General features: G+C 72.7%; 20 protein-coding genes and 1 pseudogene. 12 read left to right on the forward strand and 9 right to left on the reverse strand.

Annotated elements, in window-relative coordinates; all coding sequences use genetic code 11:
- Positions 1–30: 30 nt before the first annotated feature.
- Entirely contained in the window at positions 31–2,076 is a 2,046-nt protein-coding gene (locus IE118_RS08045) for an AfsR/SARP family transcriptional regulator (RefSeq protein ID WP_189556852.1), read from the reverse strand.
- Between the two features lie 162 nt (positions 2,077–2,238).
- Here IE118_RS08045 and IE118_RS08050 point away from each other — a divergent pair, with 162 nt between their 5' ends.
- Positions 2,239–3,120, forward strand: a complete 882-nt coding sequence (locus IE118_RS08050) for an alpha/beta hydrolase (RefSeq protein WP_189556854.1) — start codon at positions 2,239–2,241, stop codon at positions 3,118–3,120.
- Positions 3,121–3,224: 104 nt separating this feature from the next.
- Here the strand turns inward: IE118_RS08050 and IE118_RS08055 are convergent, their stop codons facing one another.
- The gene (locus IE118_RS08055) at positions 3,225–3,680 is read right to left on the reverse strand and encodes a MarR family winged helix-turn-helix transcriptional regulator (protein WP_189556856.1); all 456 of its coding nucleotides are present in this window, start codon (positions 3,678–3,680) and stop codon (positions 3,225–3,227) included.
- Between the two features lie 71 nt (positions 3,681–3,751).
- Between IE118_RS08055 and IE118_RS08060 the strand changes: the two genes are divergently transcribed.
- The 5 genes and pseudogenes from IE118_RS08060 to IE118_RS08080 all read left to right on the forward strand — a co-directional run bounded on the left by IE118_RS08060 (position 3,752) and on the right by IE118_RS08080 (position 9,870).
- On the forward strand, positions 3,752–4,579 hold the full coding sequence (locus IE118_RS08060) for an alpha/beta fold hydrolase (protein ID WP_189556858.1): 828 nt from the start codon (positions 3,752–3,754) through the stop codon (positions 4,577–4,579).
- Between the two features lie 126 nt (positions 4,580–4,705).
- Positions 4,706–7,174 carry an aminopeptidase N gene (pepN, locus tag IE118_RS08065; RefSeq protein WP_189556859.1) on the forward strand — a complete coding sequence of 823 codons (2,469 nt, stop codon included), beginning with the start codon at positions 4,706–4,708 and terminating at the stop codon, positions 7,172–7,174.
- Positions 7,175–7,409: 235 nt separating this feature from the next.
- Positions 7,410–8,180 (forward strand): helix-turn-helix transcriptional regulator, encoded by a 771-nt coding sequence (locus IE118_RS08070; RefSeq protein ID WP_189556861.1) that lies wholly within the window; start codon positions 7,410–7,412, stop codon positions 8,178–8,180.
- A gap of 245 nt (positions 8,181–8,425) precedes the next feature.
- Positions 8,426–8,566: pseudogene (locus tag IE118_RS08075) on the forward strand (iron-siderophore ABC transporter substrate-binding protein); the annotation flags it as partial.
- Entirely contained in the window at positions 8,566–9,870 is a 1,305-nt protein-coding gene (locus IE118_RS08080) for an MFS transporter (RefSeq protein WP_189556863.1), read from the forward strand. The pseudogene IE118_RS08075 and the gene IE118_RS08080, both read left to right, overlap by 1 nt.
- A 362-nt stretch (positions 9,871–10,232) precedes the next feature.
- Here the strand turns inward: IE118_RS08080 and map are convergent, their stop codons facing one another.
- The gene (gene map / locus IE118_RS08085) at positions 10,233–11,009 is read right to left on the reverse strand and encodes a type I methionyl aminopeptidase (RefSeq protein ID WP_189556865.1); all 777 of its coding nucleotides are present in this window, start codon (positions 11,007–11,009) and stop codon (positions 10,233–10,235) included.
- A gap of 204 nt (positions 11,010–11,213) precedes the next feature.
- Here map and IE118_RS08090 point away from each other — a divergent pair, with 204 nt between their 5' ends.
- Positions 11,214–11,681, forward strand: coding sequence for an SRPBCC family protein (locus tag IE118_RS08090; RefSeq protein WP_189556867.1), 468 nt, complete (start codon positions 11,214–11,216; stop codon positions 11,679–11,681).
- Positions 11,682–11,705: 24 nt separating this feature from the next.
- Positions 11,706–12,116, forward strand: a complete 411-nt coding sequence (locus IE118_RS08095; RefSeq protein WP_189556869.1) for a hypothetical protein — start codon at positions 11,706–11,708, stop codon at positions 12,114–12,116.
- Positions 12,117–12,538: 422 nt separating this feature from the next.
- On the opposite strand, the gene IE118_RS08100 is transcribed toward IE118_RS08095, so the two are convergent.
- Positions 12,539–12,919: a DUF6233 domain-containing protein gene (locus IE118_RS08100; RefSeq protein WP_189556871.1), complete on the reverse strand. Its 381-nt coding sequence runs from the start codon at positions 12,917–12,919 to the stop codon at positions 12,539–12,541.
- Positions 12,920–13,011: 92 nt separating this feature from the next.
- Between IE118_RS08100 and IE118_RS08105 the strand changes: the two genes are divergently transcribed.
- Positions 13,012–14,019 (forward strand): DNA polymerase Y family protein, encoded by a 1,008-nt coding sequence (locus tag IE118_RS08105; RefSeq protein ID WP_189556873.1) that lies wholly within the window; start codon positions 13,012–13,014, stop codon positions 14,017–14,019.
- Between the two features lie 251 nt (positions 14,020–14,270).
- Here IE118_RS08105 and IE118_RS08110 read toward each other — a convergent pair whose 3' ends face one another.
- The 3 genes from IE118_RS08110 to IE118_RS08120 form a co-directional block, all read right to left on the reverse strand.
- Entirely contained in the window at positions 14,271–15,137 is an 867-nt protein-coding gene (locus IE118_RS08110) for a universal stress protein (protein ID WP_189556875.1), read from the reverse strand.
- Positions 15,138–15,227: 90 nt separating this feature from the next.
- A complete protein-coding gene (locus IE118_RS08115) occupies positions 15,228–16,040 on the reverse strand; it encodes a universal stress protein (RefSeq protein ID WP_189556877.1) in 813 nt (270 codons plus the stop codon).
- A gap of 104 nt (positions 16,041–16,144) precedes the next feature.
- Positions 16,145–17,035 carry a hypothetical protein gene (locus tag IE118_RS08120; protein ID WP_189556879.1) on the reverse strand — a complete coding sequence of 297 codons (891 nt, stop codon included), beginning with the start codon at positions 17,033–17,035 and terminating at the stop codon, positions 16,145–16,147.
- 335 nt (positions 17,036–17,370) lie between these two features.
- Here IE118_RS08120 and IE118_RS08125 point away from each other — a divergent pair, with 335 nt between their 5' ends.
- From IE118_RS08125 to IE118_RS08135, 3 genes are all read left to right on the forward strand, one after another.
- Positions 17,371–17,793, forward strand: a complete 423-nt coding sequence (locus IE118_RS08125; RefSeq protein WP_189556992.1) for a phage holin family protein — start codon at positions 17,371–17,373, stop codon at positions 17,791–17,793.
- Positions 17,790–18,242, forward strand: coding sequence for a DUF3618 domain-containing protein (locus IE118_RS08130; RefSeq protein ID WP_189556881.1), 453 nt, complete (start codon positions 17,790–17,792; stop codon positions 18,240–18,242). The genes IE118_RS08125 and IE118_RS08130 overlap by 4 nt, the downstream gene beginning before the upstream one ends.
- 574 nt (positions 18,243–18,816) lie before the next feature.
- On the forward strand, positions 18,817–19,164 hold the full coding sequence (locus IE118_RS08135; RefSeq protein WP_189556883.1) for an STAS domain-containing protein: 348 nt from the start codon (positions 18,817–18,819) through the stop codon (positions 19,162–19,164).
- Between the two features lie 102 nt (positions 19,165–19,266).
- Here the strand turns inward: IE118_RS08135 and IE118_RS08140 are convergent, their stop codons facing one another.
- Positions 19,267–19,419 carry a hypothetical protein gene (locus IE118_RS08140; RefSeq protein ID WP_189556885.1) on the reverse strand — a complete coding sequence of 51 codons (153 nt, stop codon included), beginning with the start codon at positions 19,417–19,419 and terminating at the stop codon, positions 19,267–19,269.
- Positions 19,416–19,703, reverse strand: coding sequence for a putative quinol monooxygenase (locus IE118_RS08145; protein ID WP_189556887.1), 288 nt, complete (start codon positions 19,701–19,703; stop codon positions 19,416–19,418). The genes IE118_RS08140 and IE118_RS08145 overlap by 4 nt, the downstream gene beginning before the upstream one ends.
- Positions 19,704–19,838 lie beyond the last annotated feature (135 nt).

Genomic DNA, 19,838 nt, shown 5'->3' on the forward strand with positions numbered 1-19,838 from the left:
CTCTTCACGGCCGGTGATCCGGGCACCTGCTCACCCGGTGTCGTCGTCGGCCGGCCCGCCGGTGGAGGCGTGCGCCGCGAGTGCCGCGTCGGCGGCAGCCAGGTGGCGGCTGACCGGGCCGAAGGAGACCAGGCCGCTCCCCGCCCCCGCGTACTCGGCTTCGGCCGCGGCGAGTTCCCGCCGGGCGCGACGCAGGACCGGCAGGTGCCCGACGGACGCGGCGGCCCGGGCGAGTACGCACCACAGGGCCTCCTGAAGGAGGTCGTGCGGGGGCCGGGGAACGGTCGACAACGCCTGACGAGCCTCAGCGGTGGCGCCCGAGGCGGCCAGCAGCAGGGGCTCGAGCCAGGGCCGGTACGGGCCCGGGTCCAGGCCGGCGAAGTCGCCGGGAGCCGGCAGGCCGTCACCCCGCAGGACGGGAACCAGCGTGACGAGGGCCGCGGCTCCCCGGGTCAGGCCGGGCATGCCGCAGTCGGCGGTCTCCGCCAGGACGTGTGCGTACCGGCGACGGGCGGCGGGCCGGCCTTCGGTCTCGCAGGTGCGCAGCGCCCGGTACCAGGCGGTGAAGACACCGGCGAGCGGCCGTTCGTTGCGGTGCGCGAGCCGGTCGATCTCCTCGGCTTCGGTGTCCGCTCCCGTGAAGTCGCCGAGGCCGGCGAGCGCCTGGAGGCGAACGATACGGCCCAGCACCTCGTGCCCGGGGAGCTGGTGGTCGACGGACAGCCGGGTCAGCTCACTGCCGAGGGCGTTCCGGCGGGCGGCCGAACCGCAGTCGGCGAACGCCTGCATGAAGGCCCCGTTGAGGGCGAACGCGAGGAGAGCGGGGTCGCCGAGGCGACGGGCGAGCCGGACGGCCTCCTCGGCGGCGCGTTCGGCGCGCAGCCGCCACGGCTCGGTGACGGGGGCGCCGGAGGCCCGGGGAAGCGGTGCGTCCGCGGCGGCGTCGCCCCGGGACTCGACCGCCACGACGGACAACAGCCGGGCGCGCAGGGCGGGCGGCCCTTCGGGGCCGAGCCGGGCTGCGGCACGGGCGGCCGCCCGGGACAGTTCCCCGGCGCCTTCGGGGTCGTCGGCGCGGGTCCACACCGCCGGGACGTCGTAGGAGCCGATGATCCGGGCCGCCAGTTCCGGGTCACCGGTCGTCTCGGCCGCCGCGACCAGGTCCCGGCGGTGCCGGTGTGCCTCCACCAGGCCGTCGGGGCCCGTCACCGCGAGATCGCGCAGCAGGCCCGCGGTGGCGTGCAGCCGGGCCCGGGACCGGGCAGGCACCGACCGGTCCCAGGAGGCCGCCGCCCGGTCCCAGACGCTGTCGGCCATCCCGGCCGGTTCGGTCGCGGAGGTCGCCGCCGGGCTGAGAAGGCGTGCCTCTGTCCGTGCCAGAGCGGCACCGCCTCCACCCAGGACGTCACGGGCCCGGGCCACTGCCCGCAGGGCCTCGCCGCGCCGCCCGGCACGGTCGAGCGCGGTGGCCAGCAGCACCCAGCCGTCCTCCCGGCCGGGGTGGGCGGCGACATGGGCGCGCAGATCGACGACCGCGTCCCGGGCGGCGCCGGTCGCCAGCAGGGCGTCAGCCCGCCGCTCGACCGCGTCGAGCCTCATCGCCTCCAGCCGCACCCGCTCGGCGGCGGCCCACGCGGCAGCGGGGAAGTCGGCGAGCACCGGTCCCCGCCAGCAGGCGAGCGCCTCGTCCCACAGGGCGACGGCCACGTGCGGCGGCGCCTGCCCGGCCCGCGCGGCGGCGTCCTCGAACCGCCAGGCGTCCACCGCCCCGCGGCTCGCCCGTAGTACGTAACCGGGGCCATCGGTGACCAGCAGGCGGGACGGCTGCCGGGGTGGGCGTCCTGGCTCCAGGGCGCGGCGCAGCGCCGCCACGAACGTGCGAACCGCGCCGACCGCACCCGCCGGAGCCTCGTCCTCCCACAGGTCGGCCACCAGCCGGCCGACCGGCACCACCCGGCCCCGGGCGATCAGCAGCCGCCCGAGCACCTCCCGGTGGCGGGGCGCGCCGAGTGGAAGGGACGACCCGTCGGCGTCCCAGGCGGCCACCGGACCCAGCAGTCCGAACTCCACACCCACGGCAGGGTCCTTTCGCGGGCGGCCCGGCGCCCGCGGGTCCCGCATGTCCACTCATCGATCGCTGATCCGGGGCCCGCAACCTGGGTGACGTCCCCGGACGTTCCGGACCACCGCTGCCGGAGGTCCGGAACGTCCACTCTGCCACGAACCACAGGAGTCACCGTGACAACCCCGCGCATCCCCGGCTTCACCGAGCACCGCGTGACCGTCGACGACGGCGTCGCTCTGAACGCCGCCGTCGGCGGCGCGGGCACCCCGGTCGTCCTGCTGCACGGCTTCCCGCAGACCCACCTGATGTGGCGGCACGTCGCCGCCGACCTCGCCGCCGACCACACCGTCATCTGTCCCGACCTGCGCGGCTACGGCGCCAGCGACAAGCCCGCCGAGACCGGCCCCGACGTCTACTCCAAGCGGACCATGGCCCAGGACGTCGTACGCCTCGCCGCCGAACTGGGCCACGACCGCTTCACCCTGGCCGGCCACGATCGCGGCGCCCTGGTCGCCTTCCGCGCCGCCATGGACCATCCCGGCACCGTCACCCGGGCCCTGTTCCTCGACGTCCTGCCGACCCTCGACATGTGGGACGCGCTGCGCGGAGTGAACGGCGCGGTCGGCTTCCACCTCTACCTGATGGCCCAGGCCCCCGGCCTGCCCGAGGAGATGATCCAGAGGTCCGCCGACCGCTTCTTCGGCTACTTCCTCGACGCCTGGACCAAGGACCCGGCCGCCATCCCCGCCGACGTCCGCGCGCACTACCTCGCCGCCTCCGCGGCAGCCGTACCCTCCGTCGTCGCCGACTACCGCGCCTCAGCCGGCGTGGACGTCGACCACGACACCGCCGACAGGGACGCGGGCAACACGTTGGCCATGCCGGTGACCGTCCTCCAGCAGGACTGGGGCGCCGCCCTCGGCTACCACGCCCAGGGCTTGTGGAGCGCCTGGACCGACGACCTGGAGCACCGCACGGTGTCCTGCGGCCACTTCATGGCCGAGGAGGATCCCCAGCTGATCGCCGACGAGATCAGGGCACTCGCCACCCGCTGAACGGGCCCACCGACGCACCTCTCCCTCCTGTCGCGCGAGCCCAGGACGGAGGGAGAGGAGCACGCGGCGGGACGCGGACCGGTCTCCCAGCAGACCGGCGTCGGTCACGCCGTTCGTGTCTGCCGGGCGGATGTCAGTACCGCGGTCAGGAAGCGACGCACCGTCTCCACCTCGCTCGTGTCGAAGTCCTCCGCGACCGCCACCACTTCGGCGATCAACGGACCGAAGAAGGACCACCCGAGTTCCATGGCCTTGTCCTCCACCTTCAGCAGCACGCGTCGCCGATCGACGGTGTCCTTGGTACGCCGGACCAGTTCGAGCCGCTCCAGCCGGTCGACCAGGGCGGTGGTGCCGGCCGAGTTCAGGCGCATCCGACGACCGAGCCATCCCGGCGTGGCGGCGATGTCGTCCCGCGCCGCATCCAGCAGATGGATCAACGCGCGTACGTCGGTCGGGTGCAGCCCGTGGCGCGCGGCGAACTCGGAGCCGAGCAGGTCGAACTCGACGGTCACCGCGCGCAGCACGTGGACCAGCTTCATGGCCGGGCTTTCGTCGTTCATTCACGCTCCCTGCAATCCATGCGTAACATCTCTCGCTGAACGAGAATATCGCTCAACGAGAGGAACGCCTGGTGTCCCGGACCGCGTTCGACGTGACCTATGACGAACTCCGCGCCCGCTGGCCGGACTCCACCGAGGATCGCGACATCGACACCCCCTACGGGCGCACCCGAGTCCACGTGTACGGTCCGGCCGACGGCACCCCGCTGGTGCTGCTGCACGGCGGTTCCGCCACAGGTCTGGTCTGGTTCGCCAACGCACCGGCTCTGGGCCGGCGCCACCGGATCCACGCCGTGGACATCCTGGGTGACGCAGGCCGCACCGTACGCGGCGGCACACCCCTGAAGACCGCCGACGACCTGACCGGCTGGCTGGACGCCCTGCTGGACGGGCTCGGCCTCGCCGCCACGCACCTGTGCGGCCACTCCTACGGCGCCTGGCTGGCCGTCAGATACGCACTCCACGCATCCCAGCGGGTCGACCGCCTCGCACTCATCGACCCCACCCAGGTCTTCGCCGGCTTCCGTCCCCGCTACTTGCTGCGCGCCCTTCCCCTTCTCATCCGCCCCAGTCAGGCCCGCGCCGCCGCGTTCCTGGCGTGGGAGACGGCGGGAGTTCACCCGGACGGGACCTGGCAGCGCCTGTATGCCCTGGCCGCGACCGTTCCCGGCCGCAAGCTGATCGCAGGCACCCGCCCCCGGGCAGCCGACCTCCGTATGCCCGTCCTGGTCGTGCTCGCGGAACACAGCCGCGCCCACGACGCCGGGAAGGTCGCCGACCGAGCCCGCCGGGAGCTGCCGCACAGCAAGGTGGTGGTACTGCCCGGAGCCACCCACCACTCGCTGCCTCTCACCGCGCCGCAGCAGCTGAACGAACACCTGACGGCGTTCCTGGGCTGACGCCGTTCACTCGGGGCCCTGACACCGTGACGCGCGGAAAAGCGGGAGCAGTTCCGGTCGCGCCCTCCTACGCTGTGGTCTTTCGTCCCTCGGCACGCCGGGCGCGCCAGGAACACAGGAGGATCGATGAGTGTCCGCAGTCTGACCCATGCCGAGGCGCAGGAGCGAGCCGCACTGCTGACGGTCGAACGCTACGACGTGGCCGTCGACTTCACGGACCTGCCGGACGGCCGCGACGTACGGTGCGTGTCCACCGTCGCGTTCTCCTGCGCCGAGCCGGGCGCCGCGACGTTCGTCGACTGCGCGGCGACGGTGGTCTCCGCCACGCTCAACGGCACCGCCCTGCCCCCCGCCGTCGAAGGGCGCATCGCGCTGCGCGACCTGGCCGCGCACAACACGCTGCGCGTGCAGACCGTCCAGTCGGACACGACCCACGGGCCGGGCGTGCACAAGGCCGTGGACCCCTCCGACGGCGAGGTGTACGTCTGGACGTCGTTCGAGCCGGACGAGGCGCGTTTCGTGTGGGCCTGCTTCGACCAGCCCGACCTCAAGGCCCCGCACGCCTTCACCGTCACCGCCCCGGCCGGGTGGACCGTGACCAGCAACTCGGGGGCCGCTCGCACCGAGGCGTGCGACGGCGGACGCCGGTGGGTCTTCCCCGACACGCCGCCGCTGTCCCCGTACAACACGGTCGTCAACGCGGGCCCCTTCCACGAGGTCCGCCGGGAGGTCGACGGGCACGACCTCGGCCTGTACGTCCGCCGGTCCCTCGCCGGTGTACTGGAGCGCGACGCCCAGGAGATCCTCACCCTCACCGGCCAGGGCCTCGCCTTCTACGCCCGCGTCTTCGCCATGCCGTTCCCGCAGCGCCGTTACGACCAGGTCTTCGTGCCGGAGTTCGGCGGGGCCATGGAGAACTACGGCTGCGTCACCTGGTCCGACACCTTCTTGCGCCGCTCCGACCCGACGCCGGCCGAGCGGGAACTGCTCGCCAAGGTGCTGCTGCACGAGATGGCGCACATGTGGTTCGGCAACATCGTCACCATGCGCTGGTGGGACGACCTGTGGCTCAACGAGGCGTTCGCGGAGTTCGCCTGCCACTGGGCGGCCACCCGCGCCACCGCCTACACGGACGCCTGGGCCGGGCACCTCGCGAGCGGCAAGCTCAAGGCGTACCTGGCCGACCAGGGGCCGGCCTCCCACCCGATCCGCCAGCCCCTGCACGACGTCGCGGAGGCCGCCGCCGTCTTCGACGACATCACCTACCCCAAGGGCGCCTCGGTCCTCCAGCAGCTCATGACCTACGTGGGGGAGGAGACCTTCAGCGCGGGCATGAGCGACTACTTCACCCGGCACGCCTGGGGGAACACCACCCTGCAGGACCTCATCGACGCGCTCGGCCGGGCCTCGGGGCGGGACCTCGACACCTGGCGGGCCGGATGGCTGGACACCGCGGGCACCGACCGGCTGACCCTCGAACACGGGCCCGACGGCGCGGTGCTGCACGCGGCCGGGCCGTCCGGCTCCGCGCCCCGTCCGCAGGTCCTGGCCGTGGGCGCCTACCGCCGTGCGGCCACCGGCCTGGAACGCGCCGCTCGCGCCACCGTCGAGGTCCGCGGCCCCCGCACGCCGGTCGACCTGCCCCCCGGCGCGGACCTGTACCTGGTGAACGACGACGACCTGACCTTCGCCACCGTGCGACCGGACCCGGCCTCCCGGGACGCCCTGCTGCGCCACGCCGCCGACCTGCCCGGCGCGCTGTCGCGAGGCGTCGCCGTAGCCACCGTGTGGGACATGCTGGTCACCGGGCAGGCCACCGCGGCGGAAGTCTCCCGCAGCATCGGCGCCGTCCTGGAGGCCGAGACCTGTGACGCTGTCGTCGAGCCGTACCTCACGCTCGCCGGGGACGTCGCCGAGCTGTGGGCGCCGCAGGACGAGCGGGCCGTACTGACCGGGGCGTTCGCCGCCACGTGCCGCCGGCTCGCCGATCGGGCCCGGCACCCCGCGAGGCGCCGCGTCGCGCTGCGCTCCCTGGCCCGGGCCGCGAGCGGCGGCGAGCTGGAGCGCCTGCGGGCCGAGGCCGAGGCGGGTGACGACCACGACCTGCGGTGGCGTGCCCTGGCCCGCGCCGTCGAGCTGGGCGAGGCCCCCGTGGCGGACGCTGCCCGGCTGCTGGCGGCCGATCCCGACCCGGACGCCTGGGTCCAGGAGCTCTGCGTGCGCGCCGGCGCGCCGGACGCCGGGACGAAGGAGGCGGTCTGGCACGTGCTGGCGGACGAACGGGCCGTACCCGTCTCGTGGGTGGGCCGGGTGGCCACCGCGTTCTGGCGCCCCGGACAGGACGCGGTGCTGAGGCCGTTCACCCGCCGCTACCTCGATCTCGTGCCCGGCCTCGACCGCGGCGGCATGATCCCCGCCATGGTCTACACGGGCCGGCTCCTGCCGAGGTTCGCGATCGACGGGGGCTTCCTCGACGAGGCCCTGGAAGCGGCCGGGACGGCGGCCCCGGTGGTACGCAAGACGCTGACCGAACACGCCGACGTCACCCGCCGCATGCTCCGCTCGCGCGGCGTCGCGCAGCCCGACACCGCGTGAGTCGGACAGCCGGCCACGGGCAGCTCGCAGCCGGGCATGGTGCGCTCGACCGGTGCGCGGCCCGGTCCCCCCGCCGTCGGTCCGCTCCTGCCCGCTCCGGCCCGGATCGCCCGGACAGCGTGCAGGTGCGGCGGCGCTCCTCAGGCCCGTCGGCTCACCAGGACGAGGGGGAGCCGCCCGTCAGGAGTGTCCCCTCGTGCCCGGTCGTGTTCCGGGGGGTGGCTAGCCTGAGCGCATGCGTGTCATCAGGGATCTGCCGGTACTGGCGGCGGGTGAGGGAGACGTGCCCTTCGTGATCCAGGGGTACAAGGAGGTCGTCTCCGCCGACACGACATGGAACGCACACTCGCATTCCTGGCACGAACTGCTGTGGAACGAGTACGGCGCGTCCACCGCGGTGGTCGGCTCCCAGGTGTGGTGCATCACGCCGACGCTGGGACTGTGGATGCCGGCAGGGCAGCTGCACGCGGCCTCCGCGGTCGCCGGGACCGTCTACCGTGCGCACTTCCTCCGGCACGGCACACAGTCGACGCTGCCGGACGTGCCGGTCGCCGTGGAGATCACGGATCTGCTCCGGCTGCTCCTGGAACGGCTGGAGGAACCCGATCTCTCGCCGCGCTCCCGGGAGGTGACCGAGGCGATGGTGATCGACGTGATGCGCCCGTCGCCCCGGGCGCTGCTGGTGCACCTGCCCATCTCCGCCCTGCTGCAGCCCATCGTGGACGCCGTGCGGGCCGATCCCTCCGACCAGCGGACGCTCGCCGGCTGGGCATCCGTGCTGGGGTGCAGCGCGCGCACGATCACCCGTGCCTTCCTGCGCGAGACGGGGATGAGCTTCGCCCGCTGGGTGGCTTCGGTGCGGGCGCAGCATGCCGTGCGTCTGCTGTCCCTCGGCTTCGACGTCGACGAGGTCGCCCACGCGGTGGGGTACCGGTCGGCCAGTGCCTTCGGGGCGGCCTTCCGGCGCACGACGGGGCTGACGCCAGGTACGTTCCGCACGCGGTGACGGTGCCGGGCCGGGGTGGGGGAGCCGGGCCGGTGAGTCGGTGACGCCCCGCCGCGGTGCGGTGTCCCGATCGCTACAAGAGCTGTCGCAAAGGCTCGATTGATCGTCACATCGAGACTCCCTACGCTGTTACCAAGCCAAGGCTTACCTAAGTTACCCGCCGGCCCTGCTGGAGTACCTCCGGTGCCCGGCACCCCGGAACACAAGTGGAGCACCTGTCGATGAGAACCCCACGTCTGCGCACGCTCGCCCTCGGAGCCGTCCCCGCCGGCATGGCCAAGGCCGACGTCGGCGACGACGACGGCGACGGCGTGCTCCCCTGGGTCGAGAAACGCCTCAAGCAACTGGACGCCAAGACGCCGGTGCCCTTCGACGAGACCGACGGATGACCCCGAGATTCGCCGCCGTCCTGCCCGACCTCGCGCCCTGGCGTACCTCCCGCGACTTCCGCCTGCTGTGGGTGCAGGGCCTCATCACCTACCTCGGCAGCGTGATGGCGCTGATCGCACTGCCGCTGCAGATCAAGGAACTGACCGGCTCACCGCTCGCGGTGGGCGCGATGGGCGCCGTCGAACTGGTGCCGCTGGTGGTCTTCGGCCTGTACGGCGGGGCTCTCGCCGATGCCGTGGACCGGCGCAAGGTCATTGTGCTCACCGAGGCGGGACTCGGCCTCCTGGCCGTCCTCCTGCTGCTGAACGCGCTGCTGCCGCGCCCCATGCTGTGGCCGCTGTACGTGGTGGCGGCCGGGGTGGCGGCACTCGCCGGGTTGCAACGCCCCGCACTGGACTCGCTGCTCGCCCGGATCGTCCCGCACGAGCAGCTTCCCGCGGCGGCGGCGCTGAACGCCCTGCGCTGGCAGGCCGGTGCGATCGCCGGACCCGCCCTCGCCGGACTCGTCGTGGCGTACGCGGGCAACGTCCCCGCGTACGCCACCACGGTCGGCTGCTTCCTGGTCTCGGTGCTGATGTGCCGTCTGCTCTCGCCGATGCCGCCGGTCGAGCACGCGGCCAAGCCGTCGCTGCGCGGCATCATCGAAGGTGCGCGGCACGCGTGGTCGCGTCCAGTGCTCCTGGGCACCTACGCGGTGGATCTCGCGGCGATGTTCTTCGCGTTTCCCAACACCATCTTCCCGTTCCTCGCCGACGAACTCGACGCCGACTGGGCGCTGGGCCTGATGTACTCGGCGGGTGCCGTCGGCTCGTTGCTGGTGAGCCTGACCAGTGGCTGGGCCTCCCGCACCCAACGGCACGGTCTGCTGGTGGTGTTCGGCGCGGCCGGCTGGGGCCTGGCCATGGCGGCGGCCGGCTGGACGTCGAACATCTGGCTGGTCCTGGTGTGCCTGGGGCTTGCGGGTGCGGGGGACATGGTGAGCGGGCTGGGCCGTTCGACCATCTGGAACCAGACCATCCCCGACCGGCTGCGCGGCCGGCTCGCCGGGATCGAGGTCCTCTCCTACAGTGTCGGCCCCCAGCTGGGCCAGGTCCGTGCCGGGGCGATGGCGGGGTGGACCGGCGCCCGGCCGGCGATCTGGAGCGGCGGGCTGGCCTGCGTCGCCGCGGTGGGCCTGCTCACCGCCGCGCTGCCGGGCCTGGTCCGCTACGACGCCCGAACCGACCCGGACGCCCTGCGACGGGCCGGTGCGAGCACCGCAACCACCCCGGGACAGGAGGGCGCGGCCGTCGAAAGGTAGCTCCGCCGCACTGCTGCCACGGACGCGCCGCCCCGCACCGGCCGAAGACGCGCGTCCGAGGCGGGACCCGGCCCGGTGCCGACGCGGCCGGTCATTCCGGCGGACTGCCGAAGCCGAGGGTCCAGGTCCGGAGGACCGGCTCAAGGTGCCGGCAGGCTGCCGGCCGGGAGCCGAGCGGGACCGCCCGGCACGTGACCGCCGAGGAAGGAGGACCCGGCTGGGAATCCGGCGACCGCCCGCGGCCCCGGCCCCGCAGGCCGAGCAGTCGGTCGGCGCCGGGACCGGCGGGCTCACGCTTCGGGGCCATCGGGCGCGCCTGGTGCGTGCACGGGGGGTCGGGCGGGCTGAGGTGTGCTCGCGGGTCAGGCCCGCGTGGGCAGGGTGAGGATCTCGCATCCGGTGTCGGTGATGGCGACGGTGTGCTCGCTGTGCGCGGTGCGGCAGCCCGTCGCGCTGCGCAGCGTCCACCCGTCGGCATCGGTGACGAGCGCGGCGGTGTCGGCCATGACCCAGGGCTCCAGGGCCAGCAGCAGTCCGGGGCGGAGCTTGAAGCCGCGACCGGGCCGTCCGGTGTTCGCGACGTGCGGGTCCTGGTGCATGGTCGAGCCGATGCCGTGGCCGCCGAACTCGGTGTTGATGGGGTAGCCCGCCTCGCCGAGGACCGCACCGATGGCGTGGGAGACGTCGCCGACGCGCGCTCCGGGCCCGGCGGCGGCGATGCCGGCGGCGAGTGCGCGTTCGGTCGTCTCGATCAGTGCGACGCTCTCCGCCGGCCTGGCCCTGCCCACCAGGAAGCTGATCGCCGCGTCTGCGGCGACCCCGCCTCTGACGACGGCGAGGTCGAGAGTCAGCAGATCCCCGTCGGCCAGCCGGTAGTCGTGAGGCCGCCCGTGGAGCACTCCGTCGTTGACAGCCGTGCAGATGTAGTGCCCGAACGGGCCGCGTCCGAAGGAGGGCGCGTAGTCGACGTAGCAGGACTGCGCTCCCGCGTCGGTGATCATCTCCTTGGCCCATCGGTCGATGTCCAGCAGGTTCGTCCCGACCGCGCTGCGCCGCCTCAGTGCCTGCAGGATGTCCCCCACCAGGGCGCCGGTGCTCCTCGCGCGCTCAAGACGCGCGGGGTTCAGGATCTCGATCATGACGGCCTTTCGCGTGCATCCAATAACTATACCGGTATAACTGTACCGCTCTCGCCGTGCCTCGACCGACGCCGCACCGGCACAGGAGTCGTCCCGCCGGCACCCCTCCACGGTGCGGCGCAGGACAGTGCCGGAACCCGCCGGGCGTTCGACAAGGTGCCCGAATCCGGGCTCAGCAGGACCTCTTGGTCCTAGGATCGGGCCATGAGCAGGATCGACCGCGCCGGCCGGGTCATCGCGGCATCACCGGCGACTGTCTACGGAGCCCTTCTCGACCGGAAGTCGCTCGAGGCCTGGCTGCCGCCGGAGGGGATGCGCGGCCGGGTCGAGCGCTGGGATCCCAGGCCTGGCGGCGGGTTCCGGATGGTTCTCACCTACCTCGATCCCACCGACAGCCCCGGCAAGACCTCGGCGGCGACGGATGTCGTCGACGTCGGGTTCGCCGACCTGGTGCCGGCGGAGCGTGTGGTCCAGCGGGTGGTGTTCGAGGCCGATGATCCGTCGTACGCGGGCACCATGACGATGACCTGGCACCTCGCCGCCGCCGGTGACGGGACCGAGGTGACCGTCACCGCCACGGACGTGCCACCCGGCATCGACCGAGGGGACCACGAAGCCGGGATCGCCTCCTCGCTGGCCAACCTGGCGTCGTACGTCGAAGCGGCCGGCTGACACCGGCGGTGTGGGAAGAGGGGGATGGCGATGGAAGCGGCCAAGTGGTCGGTGGACCGTGAGCGCTTGTCGAAGTGGGTTCCCGAGGGCGAGCGGATGACGGCCGGCTGCGCGGTGACGTACGGACGCACGCTGTGGGGCTTGATCCCGCGACGCGCTTCACTCTTGTTGACCGACCGTCGGGTACGAGTACTGCGTCACCGAGGCAATGACCTCCGGTACGCCATACGCGGTGTCTGGTTCGAGATGATGCGCGGCGAGGCCGAGGTGGTCTGCAGGAACCCGCGGGTGCGGGTGGAGTTCGACAAAGGACAGGAAGTCGAACTGCGCCGGCGCGATGGCGGGGTGGAGCGCCTGCTGATCAGCCAATGGGACGCGGTGCATGCCGATGCTCTGTATGCGGCGTTCCCTCCAGGAGGCGGCGGCCCGCGGTGACGCCGGTGGCTCGTGAGTCCGCCCGGACTCGCCGCCGCACTGCTACCAGCGGCTCGTCGACCTGGGCCTGGCCGACGTCGCCCTAGTTCCCGCCGGCGCCGGGTGGCGTCGACGGGACGGGGAGCTGGGCTCCGGGCCCGGGGTCAGGGCGGACGCTGTTGTAGTGCACGCCCGGGCCCCAGTTGTGGCGCGCGCCGGTCATGCACCACCCGCACAGAGGGCTGTCTCCGAGACCGTAGCGGTGGGTCTTGCGCCGGCACACGGCGCAGGGGCCGACCTTGTGGCCGGGGCATGTCAGGGCGGAAGGGTCGGGTTCGGTGATCGGTGGGGGAGGGATGGTCATGCGCTCGGTCCTGTTCCTGGGCGATGCCTCACATATCGCCGCAAATGCAGGATATCGACCAGGCGGCGGGAGTGCCCGGTCAGTGCGCCGCGGTGGTGGTGAGGGCAGCGGGGTGGCTGGATAATTCGGTGATGCCGAGCGCGCTGTCGGGTCGGCAGTGCCCGCACGAGGTGAGCCCTGCGGCGAGCAGGCGGCGGGCTTCGTCCCGGTCGACGGGGCGGCGTCGCTTGCCGGCGATGTAGCAGTCGCCTGCGTGGACCTGCAGGGGTGGACGCCGGTCGCCGATGCCGAGTTCGACGATCCACTCCGGCTGGGGCGGCCGGTTGCGGCGGCCGCATTCCTCCTCCGCCTGCCGCTTGGTGAGGGCGGCGATCTTGGCGTCGATGCGCTGCAGCCACAGGGCGTGCCAGACCCGCAGGGTGTGCAGGCGGTCGAGGTCGGGCGGCAGGTCATCGAACATGTTTTTGATTCTAGGCGCATGATCCGCAGCTGGGGCACTCGCGTGTTCGATTTTATGTTCGATAACGTGGGTGGTGGGAGGTGGTGGTCGTGATGACGGAAGGGACCGCGTCAGCGGGTGTGGTGCCGACGGTGATGCATGTGCGCTGCCCGGACCGGCTGCCCGAGGAGACCTACCGGCAGGTTCTCGAGCAGATCGCCGAGCTGTCTCCGGTGGTGCAGGCGCTGCCGCCGTCGGCTGCGCTGGTGGAGCTGAAGGGCGCCCTGCGCTATCACGGCACGGACACCCGGCGACTGGGGGAGATGCTGCGGGTCCGCACGATCTCCCGCCTCGGCGTCGACGTCCGTATCGGGATCGGCCCGTCGATCACGGTCGCGGCTACGGCGTCCGCCCAGGTCCCCGAGCCAGGCGGAGTACTGGCCGTCCCGCCCGGCCAGGCGGCCCACTGGCTCGCCCCGCTACCGGTGGAGGCCCTGCACGGCATCGGCCCGCGCCAGGCCGAAGCCCTGCACGAGTACGGCATCCACACCACCGGCCGGCTCGCCGCCATCTCACCCGCCACCGTGCAGCGCCTGCTCGGCGGCAAAGCCGGCCGCACCGCGGCCGACCGGGCCCGCGGCATCGACCCCCGCCCCGTCGTCCCCCGCGCCCTGCCCTCCTCCGCGACCGTCCGCCACGCCTTCGACCGCGACACCCTGGACGGCGCGGAGGTCCGCGCCACCCTCCTCGACCTCGTCGTACAACTGGGGCGGCTGCTGCGCGACCGCGGTCAGGCCGCCCGCGCCCTGACCCTCACCCTCCGCTTCGCCGGCGGCACCGGCTGGGAGAAGACCCGCCGCCTGACCGAGCCCTCCCCGCACGACGACGACTTGCGCGCCCTCGCCTACCGGCTGATGGACGCCGCCGGACTGCAACGCGGCCGCCTCACCGGCATGGCCCTGAAGGGCGAGGACCTCGTCGACGCCGACCGGGTCGCCCAGCAGATCAGCCTGGACACCGCCCGCGAGGCCCGCCTGGTCGCCGAAGCCGCCATGGACCGCATCCGCGACAGGTTCGGACCTGGTGTCATCGGCCCGGCCGCCACCCGCCGTGCCTCCTGAACCGTCCGTCCCGGGCGCCCGGGAGGAAGGCGCCCGCACTGCTTCGGACGGTCGCCGGGATGTTCCCTGAGACAGTGTCCCCGGGCCTCACCCCTTGCCCATGAGGACGATCGTTCGGCTGAAGCCTCATGGAGCCTCTCGCCGCGCAGGCGACCGCCCTTCACGATCACCCGGCCCATCGGCCCCGTCCGGCTACCGGACGGGGCCGATGCCGGCTCTGCAGCCCTTCCCCTGTCGGCTGCGGTCCGTGTTCATCGGGTGGGTACGAGAGCGATGGGGGCGTCGGCGAAGTGGAGCGTCGCGTGGGCGACGTGCCCGACGTAACGGTTGACGGGGTCACCGCGGCGGCCGACCACCAGAAGCTGGGCGGAGGATGCCAGAGCCACCAGCACTTCCGAGGCCGGTCCCGGTTCGACGTGCTCGATCACCGTGACCCCTGGATGACGTCGGCGCCACGGCTCCAGCAGGGCGGCGAGGTCATGACGGTGGACTGCTTCCAGACCGCCGCGCTCGTCCGCGCGGCGCACCAGTTCGGGCTCGTACGTGAACGCGGTGGGCGGAGTCCAGGCGCGCACGGCGCGCAGGGGAGCGCTGCGCGTGGCGGCGGTACGGAAGGCGAAGTCCAGGACCGCTTCGGCTTCCTCCTCCTGCCGGGGGACGCCCGCCGTGACCTCGCCGTCCTGCGGGCGGTGGTGGACGGCTCCGCCGCGGATCATGACGACGGGGCAGACGGCCTGGCTCAGAACGCGAAGGCCGACTGATCGCAGCAGGAAACCGGCCACCGGCCCCGGCCGGCGGGAGCCGAGCACGATCATCTGCGCCTCGCGGCCGCGCTCGGTGAGCAGCTCCGCCTCGGGCCGCACCGCCAAGTCGGCGCTCACTTCGACGTCGTCGTAGTGTTCCCGCACCCAGGCCAGCGCACCGTCGAGCAATCGGCCGGCAGCGCGGTGCTCGAGGTCGGCGTCGCCGGCGAGCAGCCGGGAGGTTCCGGCCAGTGGGGTGTAGCCGTGCAGCAGCACGAGCGGAGTCCTGAGCCGTCGTGCCTCGCCGGCCGCCCAGCCGGCCGCGAGCAGACTGTCCGACGTGCCGTCGATTCCGGCGATGATGGGTTGCGGCACGGCAGTCTCCCTGTATGAGGTCGGCAGCGTCTGACGGAGCCGGTGGCACTCGGTGGGCCGTGTCCGGGGAGGCTGATCCACTTCGGCTGGTCATGTCGTCCTGCGAACGGTGACGACGGGGCAGTGCGCGTGAGTCATCAGAGCCTGGCTCACCGAGCCCAGGAGCAGTCCGGCGATGCCACGGCGCCCGCGGGCACCGACAACCATGAGTTGAGCTGTCTTGCTTGCCTCGATCAGGACCTCATGCGGTGTGCCGTCCACCAGGTCGTGTCTGACGGTAATGTCCGGACAGGTGTCCGTACGGCCGGCGATCGCCTGGGCCAGTGCTCGTGCTGCGGGCGGCGGAGCTGCGCTGGACGTGGCCTTGTCCGGCTGCCAGGCGTGAAGGGTCACGAGGTCGGCCTGGCGCTGTGCGGCTTCGGCGCAGGCGACCTCGATGGCCTCGTCGCTGTCCGGGGAGCCGTCGACGCCCAGGACGACCGGCCCGGTTTCCGCGGACGTCCGGTAGTCCTCGCGGACCGTCATCACCGGGCAATGGCTGCGGGCGGCCAGGGACACCGGTGTGGATCCCAGCAGCAGGCCCAGGACGCCCCCGACACCTCTGGAACCGACAACGATCAGGCCGGCAGCCTGTGACTGGGCTTCCAGCACGTGCACCACGTCACCCGTCACCACGGCCACGGTCACCGCGACCTCGGGCGCCACAGCCACGGCGTGCGCCGCTGCCTCGTTGACCAGTGTCCCGGAAGCCGGGTCCGGCACCATGTACCTGGGCTTGATCGGGACTTCGGCATGCACTACACGTAACGTGGCGCGGCGCCGGGCTGCCGCTACGGCGGCTCCTTCCACGGCGGTGAGACTTGTCGCCGAGCCGTCCACCCCGACCACGACCAGGATGCTCATAGCTGGCTGCTCCACTCCGAGCTGTGAAGTCCAGCGTCGCCCCATCGGTATGTCGCCGCAATTCCGGGTGAACCCTCATCGAGGTGACGACGGACCACGGTGGGTCAGTCGCCTCCGCCGAAGTCGCCGCCGTCCGAGCCGCCCTCGTGGGTGTCCGCGTCGGCCGCGTCGTCGAGGTCGTGCCGGGGCGCCGTACGGTCGCTGCGGCTGGGGCTGTCCGCTGGGCGTGAACTCGTTGTGCCGGGCCGTGGGCGCCGGTCGGGCGGGGTGGACGAGCTGACGACGGAAACCCGGTAGCTCGTGTCGCTGTCCTCGTCGGCCAGGGCGCGGGTGACGGCGGCGCGGCAGTGACGGGTGAGGGGCCAGGGGCGGGACGTGCCGGCGGGCCAGATCGCCGCCAGGGCGGCCAGCACGGCCCACAGCGGTATCCAGGCGGTCGTCCATATCCCGGGATCCCGGAAGGGCAGGCCGGGCACCGGACACCGCGTGATCATCGCGTGGAGGGACAGGCCGAACGCCGTGACGAGGGCGGCTGCCAGCGAAGGGGCGCGGTAGGTGCCGAACCGGGTGCGCAGCGGCGGACGACGGGACCGGAGGACCTTGCGGAACCGCGCGAAGCGGGAGTCCTCCAGCAACTCGTACACCGTGGCGCCCTCGTGCCGGCGCAGGATCGTCACGAGCGCTGCCCGTACCGGGTCCTTCTGCGTACCGAGGCGTCCGCGCGGCACGGTGATCCGGCCCGCCCCGTCGACCTCGGCGTCGCCGGCCAGGATCAGCAGACGGACGGCCACCTCCGCGGCGTAGCGCTGCTGTTGGGGCGACGCGCCGTCCCACGAGGCGCCGAGCCACCACGCCGCCTGGATCGGATCCACGCCCGCTGCGAGGACGCCCCGCAGGAACGTGCGCTCGCCCCGCGTGCGCCGCCACCAAATCGCGTACAGTGCCGCGTTGGCTCCCCCGAACGCGAGCAGCCAGCCGGTGGCGATCCCTGCCATGCCGTCGCTCACGACAGGGAACCCGCCGCCCCGCTCGATGGGTACGACACCGGACACCTCCCGCCGGCCGTCTTGTCTCCCCCGGTCGGTCGCCAACGACCGTCTACAGCAGCCGACTTGGCGAAGTCTGCCACCATGCCGGGCATCCGGCCCCCTGTCTCGCGCACCGGTTCCACGCCACCTGCTCGGAATTCGCCGCAACGTGGTGGCCTGAACCGCTCCTTCTGGGTACTCGCGTGCGCACCGTCCCGACGGGCCCGGGGCCCGAGGGCCGTCGGGACGGACCGCGGGACGGACCGCACGAACAGAGACGGGAGGTGATCGTCGTGTCGACCATGCAGCAGCCCCCTGCCGGGAGCAGGGGCAGCCACAGCGGCGACGAGCCGGTGGGTGAGCTGGTGCAGCGGGCGTCGCAGCAGCTGACGGAGCTGGTGCGCGGCGAGATGAGACTGGCGCAGGCGGAGATGAAGGAGAAGGGCAAGCGCTACGGCAAGGGCGGGGGACTGTTCGGCGCCGCCGGCGTGGTGGGCTTCCTGACGCTGCAGGCGCTGGTCGCCACCGCGATAGCCGCCCTGGCGGTCCCGCTACCGGTGTGGGCCGCCGCATTGATCGTGACCGCGGTGCTGGGTGTGATCGCCGCGGCCATGGCCCTGAGCGGCAAGAAGCAGGTGGAGCAGGGCGCCCCGCCCGCCCCGGAGAAGACGATCGACAGCGTGAAGGCCGACGTGGCCGAGATCAAGGAGAGTGCACAGCGATGACCCAGCCGCACGACGAGACCGCCGCCTCCCAGGCCCCCACGCCGAAGGAGCTGCGTGAGCATGTCGAGCAGACCCGTCAGGAGCTGGGGAAGACCGTCGAGGCTCTGGCGGACAAGGCCGATGTGAAGGCCCGCGCGCAGGACAAGGCGACCGAGGTCAAAGAGCAGGCCGCTGTCAAAGCCGGGGAGCTGAGGGCAAAGGCGGTTGAGGCCGCGTCCCGGGTGCAGGACAAGTTGCCGGACCCGGTGAAGGACAAGGCGACGCAGGCGGCGGGCCAGGTCCGCGAGAAGGCGGCCCAGGCCGGTCAGATGATTCAGGACAAGGCCCCTGAGCCGGTTCGCGCCCAGGCGGCCCACGGCGCCCGGTTGGCGCGGGACAACCGCCCCCTGCTGTTGGCGGCCGCCGGGGCAGGTGTCGTGCTGTGGCTGCTGCGCCGCAGGAAGGGGTGAGCCGATAAAAATCTCCACCGTCGCGTACAAGCCTGTCGGCCTAAACCTTGGTGCTCCGGCCCACGATGAGGACGCAACGCCCCCCGACGCGTGACCGGCACCTGGCCCGGCTGAGGATCGGACCGGGCTCCCCGGGTGCCGGAGCCGGCAACGGCTCCGGCACCCGGGGATTCGTACCCATCCTTCGACCGTGAGGCCGAACCGTCATGCCCGTGACGGGCCGCCCGGGGCGGGCGCGCAGGCGCTGGTACCGCCACCGGTGTCCTGCTCGCGGTCTGCTGGTTCGAGCCGGCCGCCGGCAGTGGGGCCGCGCCCTGTCCGCAGGAGAGGAACACCGTTCGCCCCGCCTCCGTGGTGACAAGCTTCACAGAACGTCCCCCTTGCGGGGACTCGTGGCGCCGGGCATGGCTGTGCGACGCTGGACAGACCGAAGAGACCGGCTGGCACCCCCTGGTGCCGGTCTTTTGGGAAGCCGGGCGTTGCCCCCATCACGGGCACCCGGCACCCACCATCGTCGAGCATCTCGGTGTTTCGCCTTTGGGCTCATCACCCCCGGAAAAGGGGGCACGCCTGCATGGACATCACCACCGCCATCGACGGCACCCGCGCACGCATCCACGCGCGCGGAGAAATCGACTCCCACACTCTCGTCCCCCTACGCGCCGCCGCCGCTGCGCTGCCCCCGCAGGTGACCGACCTCCAATGGGACCTGACCGGCGCCCCCTTCATGGACGTGGCCGGCCTCCACCTGCTGTTCAACCCCGCCATGCACGACCCGGAACTCCGCGTCACCGTCACCGGGCTGGGCCGGCAGCCCCTGTGGCTGATGCGCACCGCGGCCGAGACCAACCCGGACGTCTTCAACCTCTCCCGTCTGCTGCCCTGCGCGCCATCGGCCCGCACCCAGCCCGCGGCCTCCTGACGCGGGACGGCATCACGCCAGTCGCAGTACGTAGCGGTGGCGTCGTCCGACGCCACCACTACGTCACGTCCCCAGCCTCCTTCAGGCCGACGAGACGTCAAGTCAGGCTCGATCCCTGGTGAAGAACTCGTCGAGCCCCTCGAAGGGGATGAGGTCCTTGCGGTCGTACAGGTCGGCGTGATCCGCGCCCGGCACGATCAGAAGGTCGACGGCGGCGGGGCCGTCTTCTGGACGTCCTGGGCGCCCTCCGTTCATGTCGGCGAGCGCACCTCCGCCACGTCGTACTCGGCGACCGCGGCAGCGAGTATCGCCGCACCCTGTTCGTCGCTCGGGCCGTCGCCCCGGAATGCCTCGACGGCTGCCTGCGACTCCCACCGCTCGAAGATGTTGATGCGCCCGGCGTCCACCAGGTCCGCGGTGATGGCGAAGTCGAGGCAGCCCGCAGCGCGGCGGGCCAGTTCCACGACGGTCACGCAGTCCGCGAGATAGGACTCACGCTGTTGGTGGTCGACGACGATGTGCCCTGCGATGATCACCACAGGCTGCTCCCTACGGGGTTCGGACCGGCTATCGCCGACTATGACCGCCGACCGAGGACAGAATCATCGGTGCGCGCCGTGGAACCCGCACTCGTGCCGCCGCGCCGAGGCCCACCTCACCCTTGACCGCGTGCG

It is taken from the genome of Streptomyces pilosus (genome assembly GCF_014649835.1).
Lineage (GTDB): Bacteria > Actinomycetota > Actinomycetes > Streptomycetales > Streptomycetaceae > Streptomyces > Streptomyces pilosus.

Coding starts and splice junctions, on each gene's coding strand:
- IE118_RS08100 (WP_189556871.1), bottom strand. CDS start 12,919: ATGTTCGATGACCTGCCGCCCGACCTCGACCGCCTGCACACCCTGCGG.
- IE118_RS08070 (WP_189556861.1), top strand. CDS start 7,410: ATGCGTGTCATCAGGGATCTGCCGGTACTGGCGGCGGGTGAGGGAGAC.
- map (WP_189556865.1), bottom strand. CDS start 11,009: ATGATCGAGATCCTGAACCCCGCGCGTCTTGAGCGCGCGAGGAGCACC.
- IE118_RS08115 (WP_189556877.1), bottom strand. CDS start 16,040: ATGAGCATCCTGGTCGTGGTCGGGGTGGACGGCTCGGCGACAAGTCTC.
- IE118_RS08105 (WP_189556873.1), top strand. CDS start 13,012: ATGACGGAAGGGACCGCGTCAGCGGGTGTGGTGCCGACGGTGATGCAT.
- IE118_RS08140 (WP_189556885.1), bottom strand. CDS start 19,419: ATGAACGGAGGGCGCCCAGGACGTCCAGAAGACGGCCCCGCCGCCGTC.
- IE118_RS08095 (WP_189556869.1), top strand. CDS start 11,706: ATGGCGATGGAAGCGGCCAAGTGGTCGGTGGACCGTGAGCGCTTGTCG.
- IE118_RS08090 (WP_189556867.1), top strand. CDS start 11,214: ATGAGCAGGATCGACCGCGCCGGCCGGGTCATCGCGGCATCACCGGCG.
- IE118_RS08120 (WP_189556879.1), bottom strand. CDS start 17,035: ATGGCAGGGATCGCCACCGGCTGGCTGCTCGCGTTCGGGGGAGCCAAC.
- IE118_RS08080 (WP_189556863.1), top strand. CDS start 8,566: ATGACCCCGAGATTCGCCGCCGTCCTGCCCGACCTCGCGCCCTGGCGT.
- pepN (WP_189556859.1), top strand. CDS start 4,706: ATGAGTGTCCGCAGTCTGACCCATGCCGAGGCGCAGGAGCGAGCCGCA.
- IE118_RS08130 (WP_189556881.1), top strand. CDS start 17,790: ATGACCCAGCCGCACGACGAGACCGCCGCCTCCCAGGCCCCCACGCCG.
- IE118_RS08135 (WP_189556883.1), top strand. CDS start 18,817: ATGGACATCACCACCGCCATCGACGGCACCCGCGCACGCATCCACGCG.
- IE118_RS08125 (WP_189556992.1), top strand. CDS start 17,371: ATGCAGCAGCCCCCTGCCGGGAGCAGGGGCAGCCACAGCGGCGACGAG.
- IE118_RS08055 (WP_189556856.1), bottom strand. CDS start 3,680: ATGAACGACGAAAGCCCGGCCATGAAGCTGGTCCACGTGCTGCGCGCG.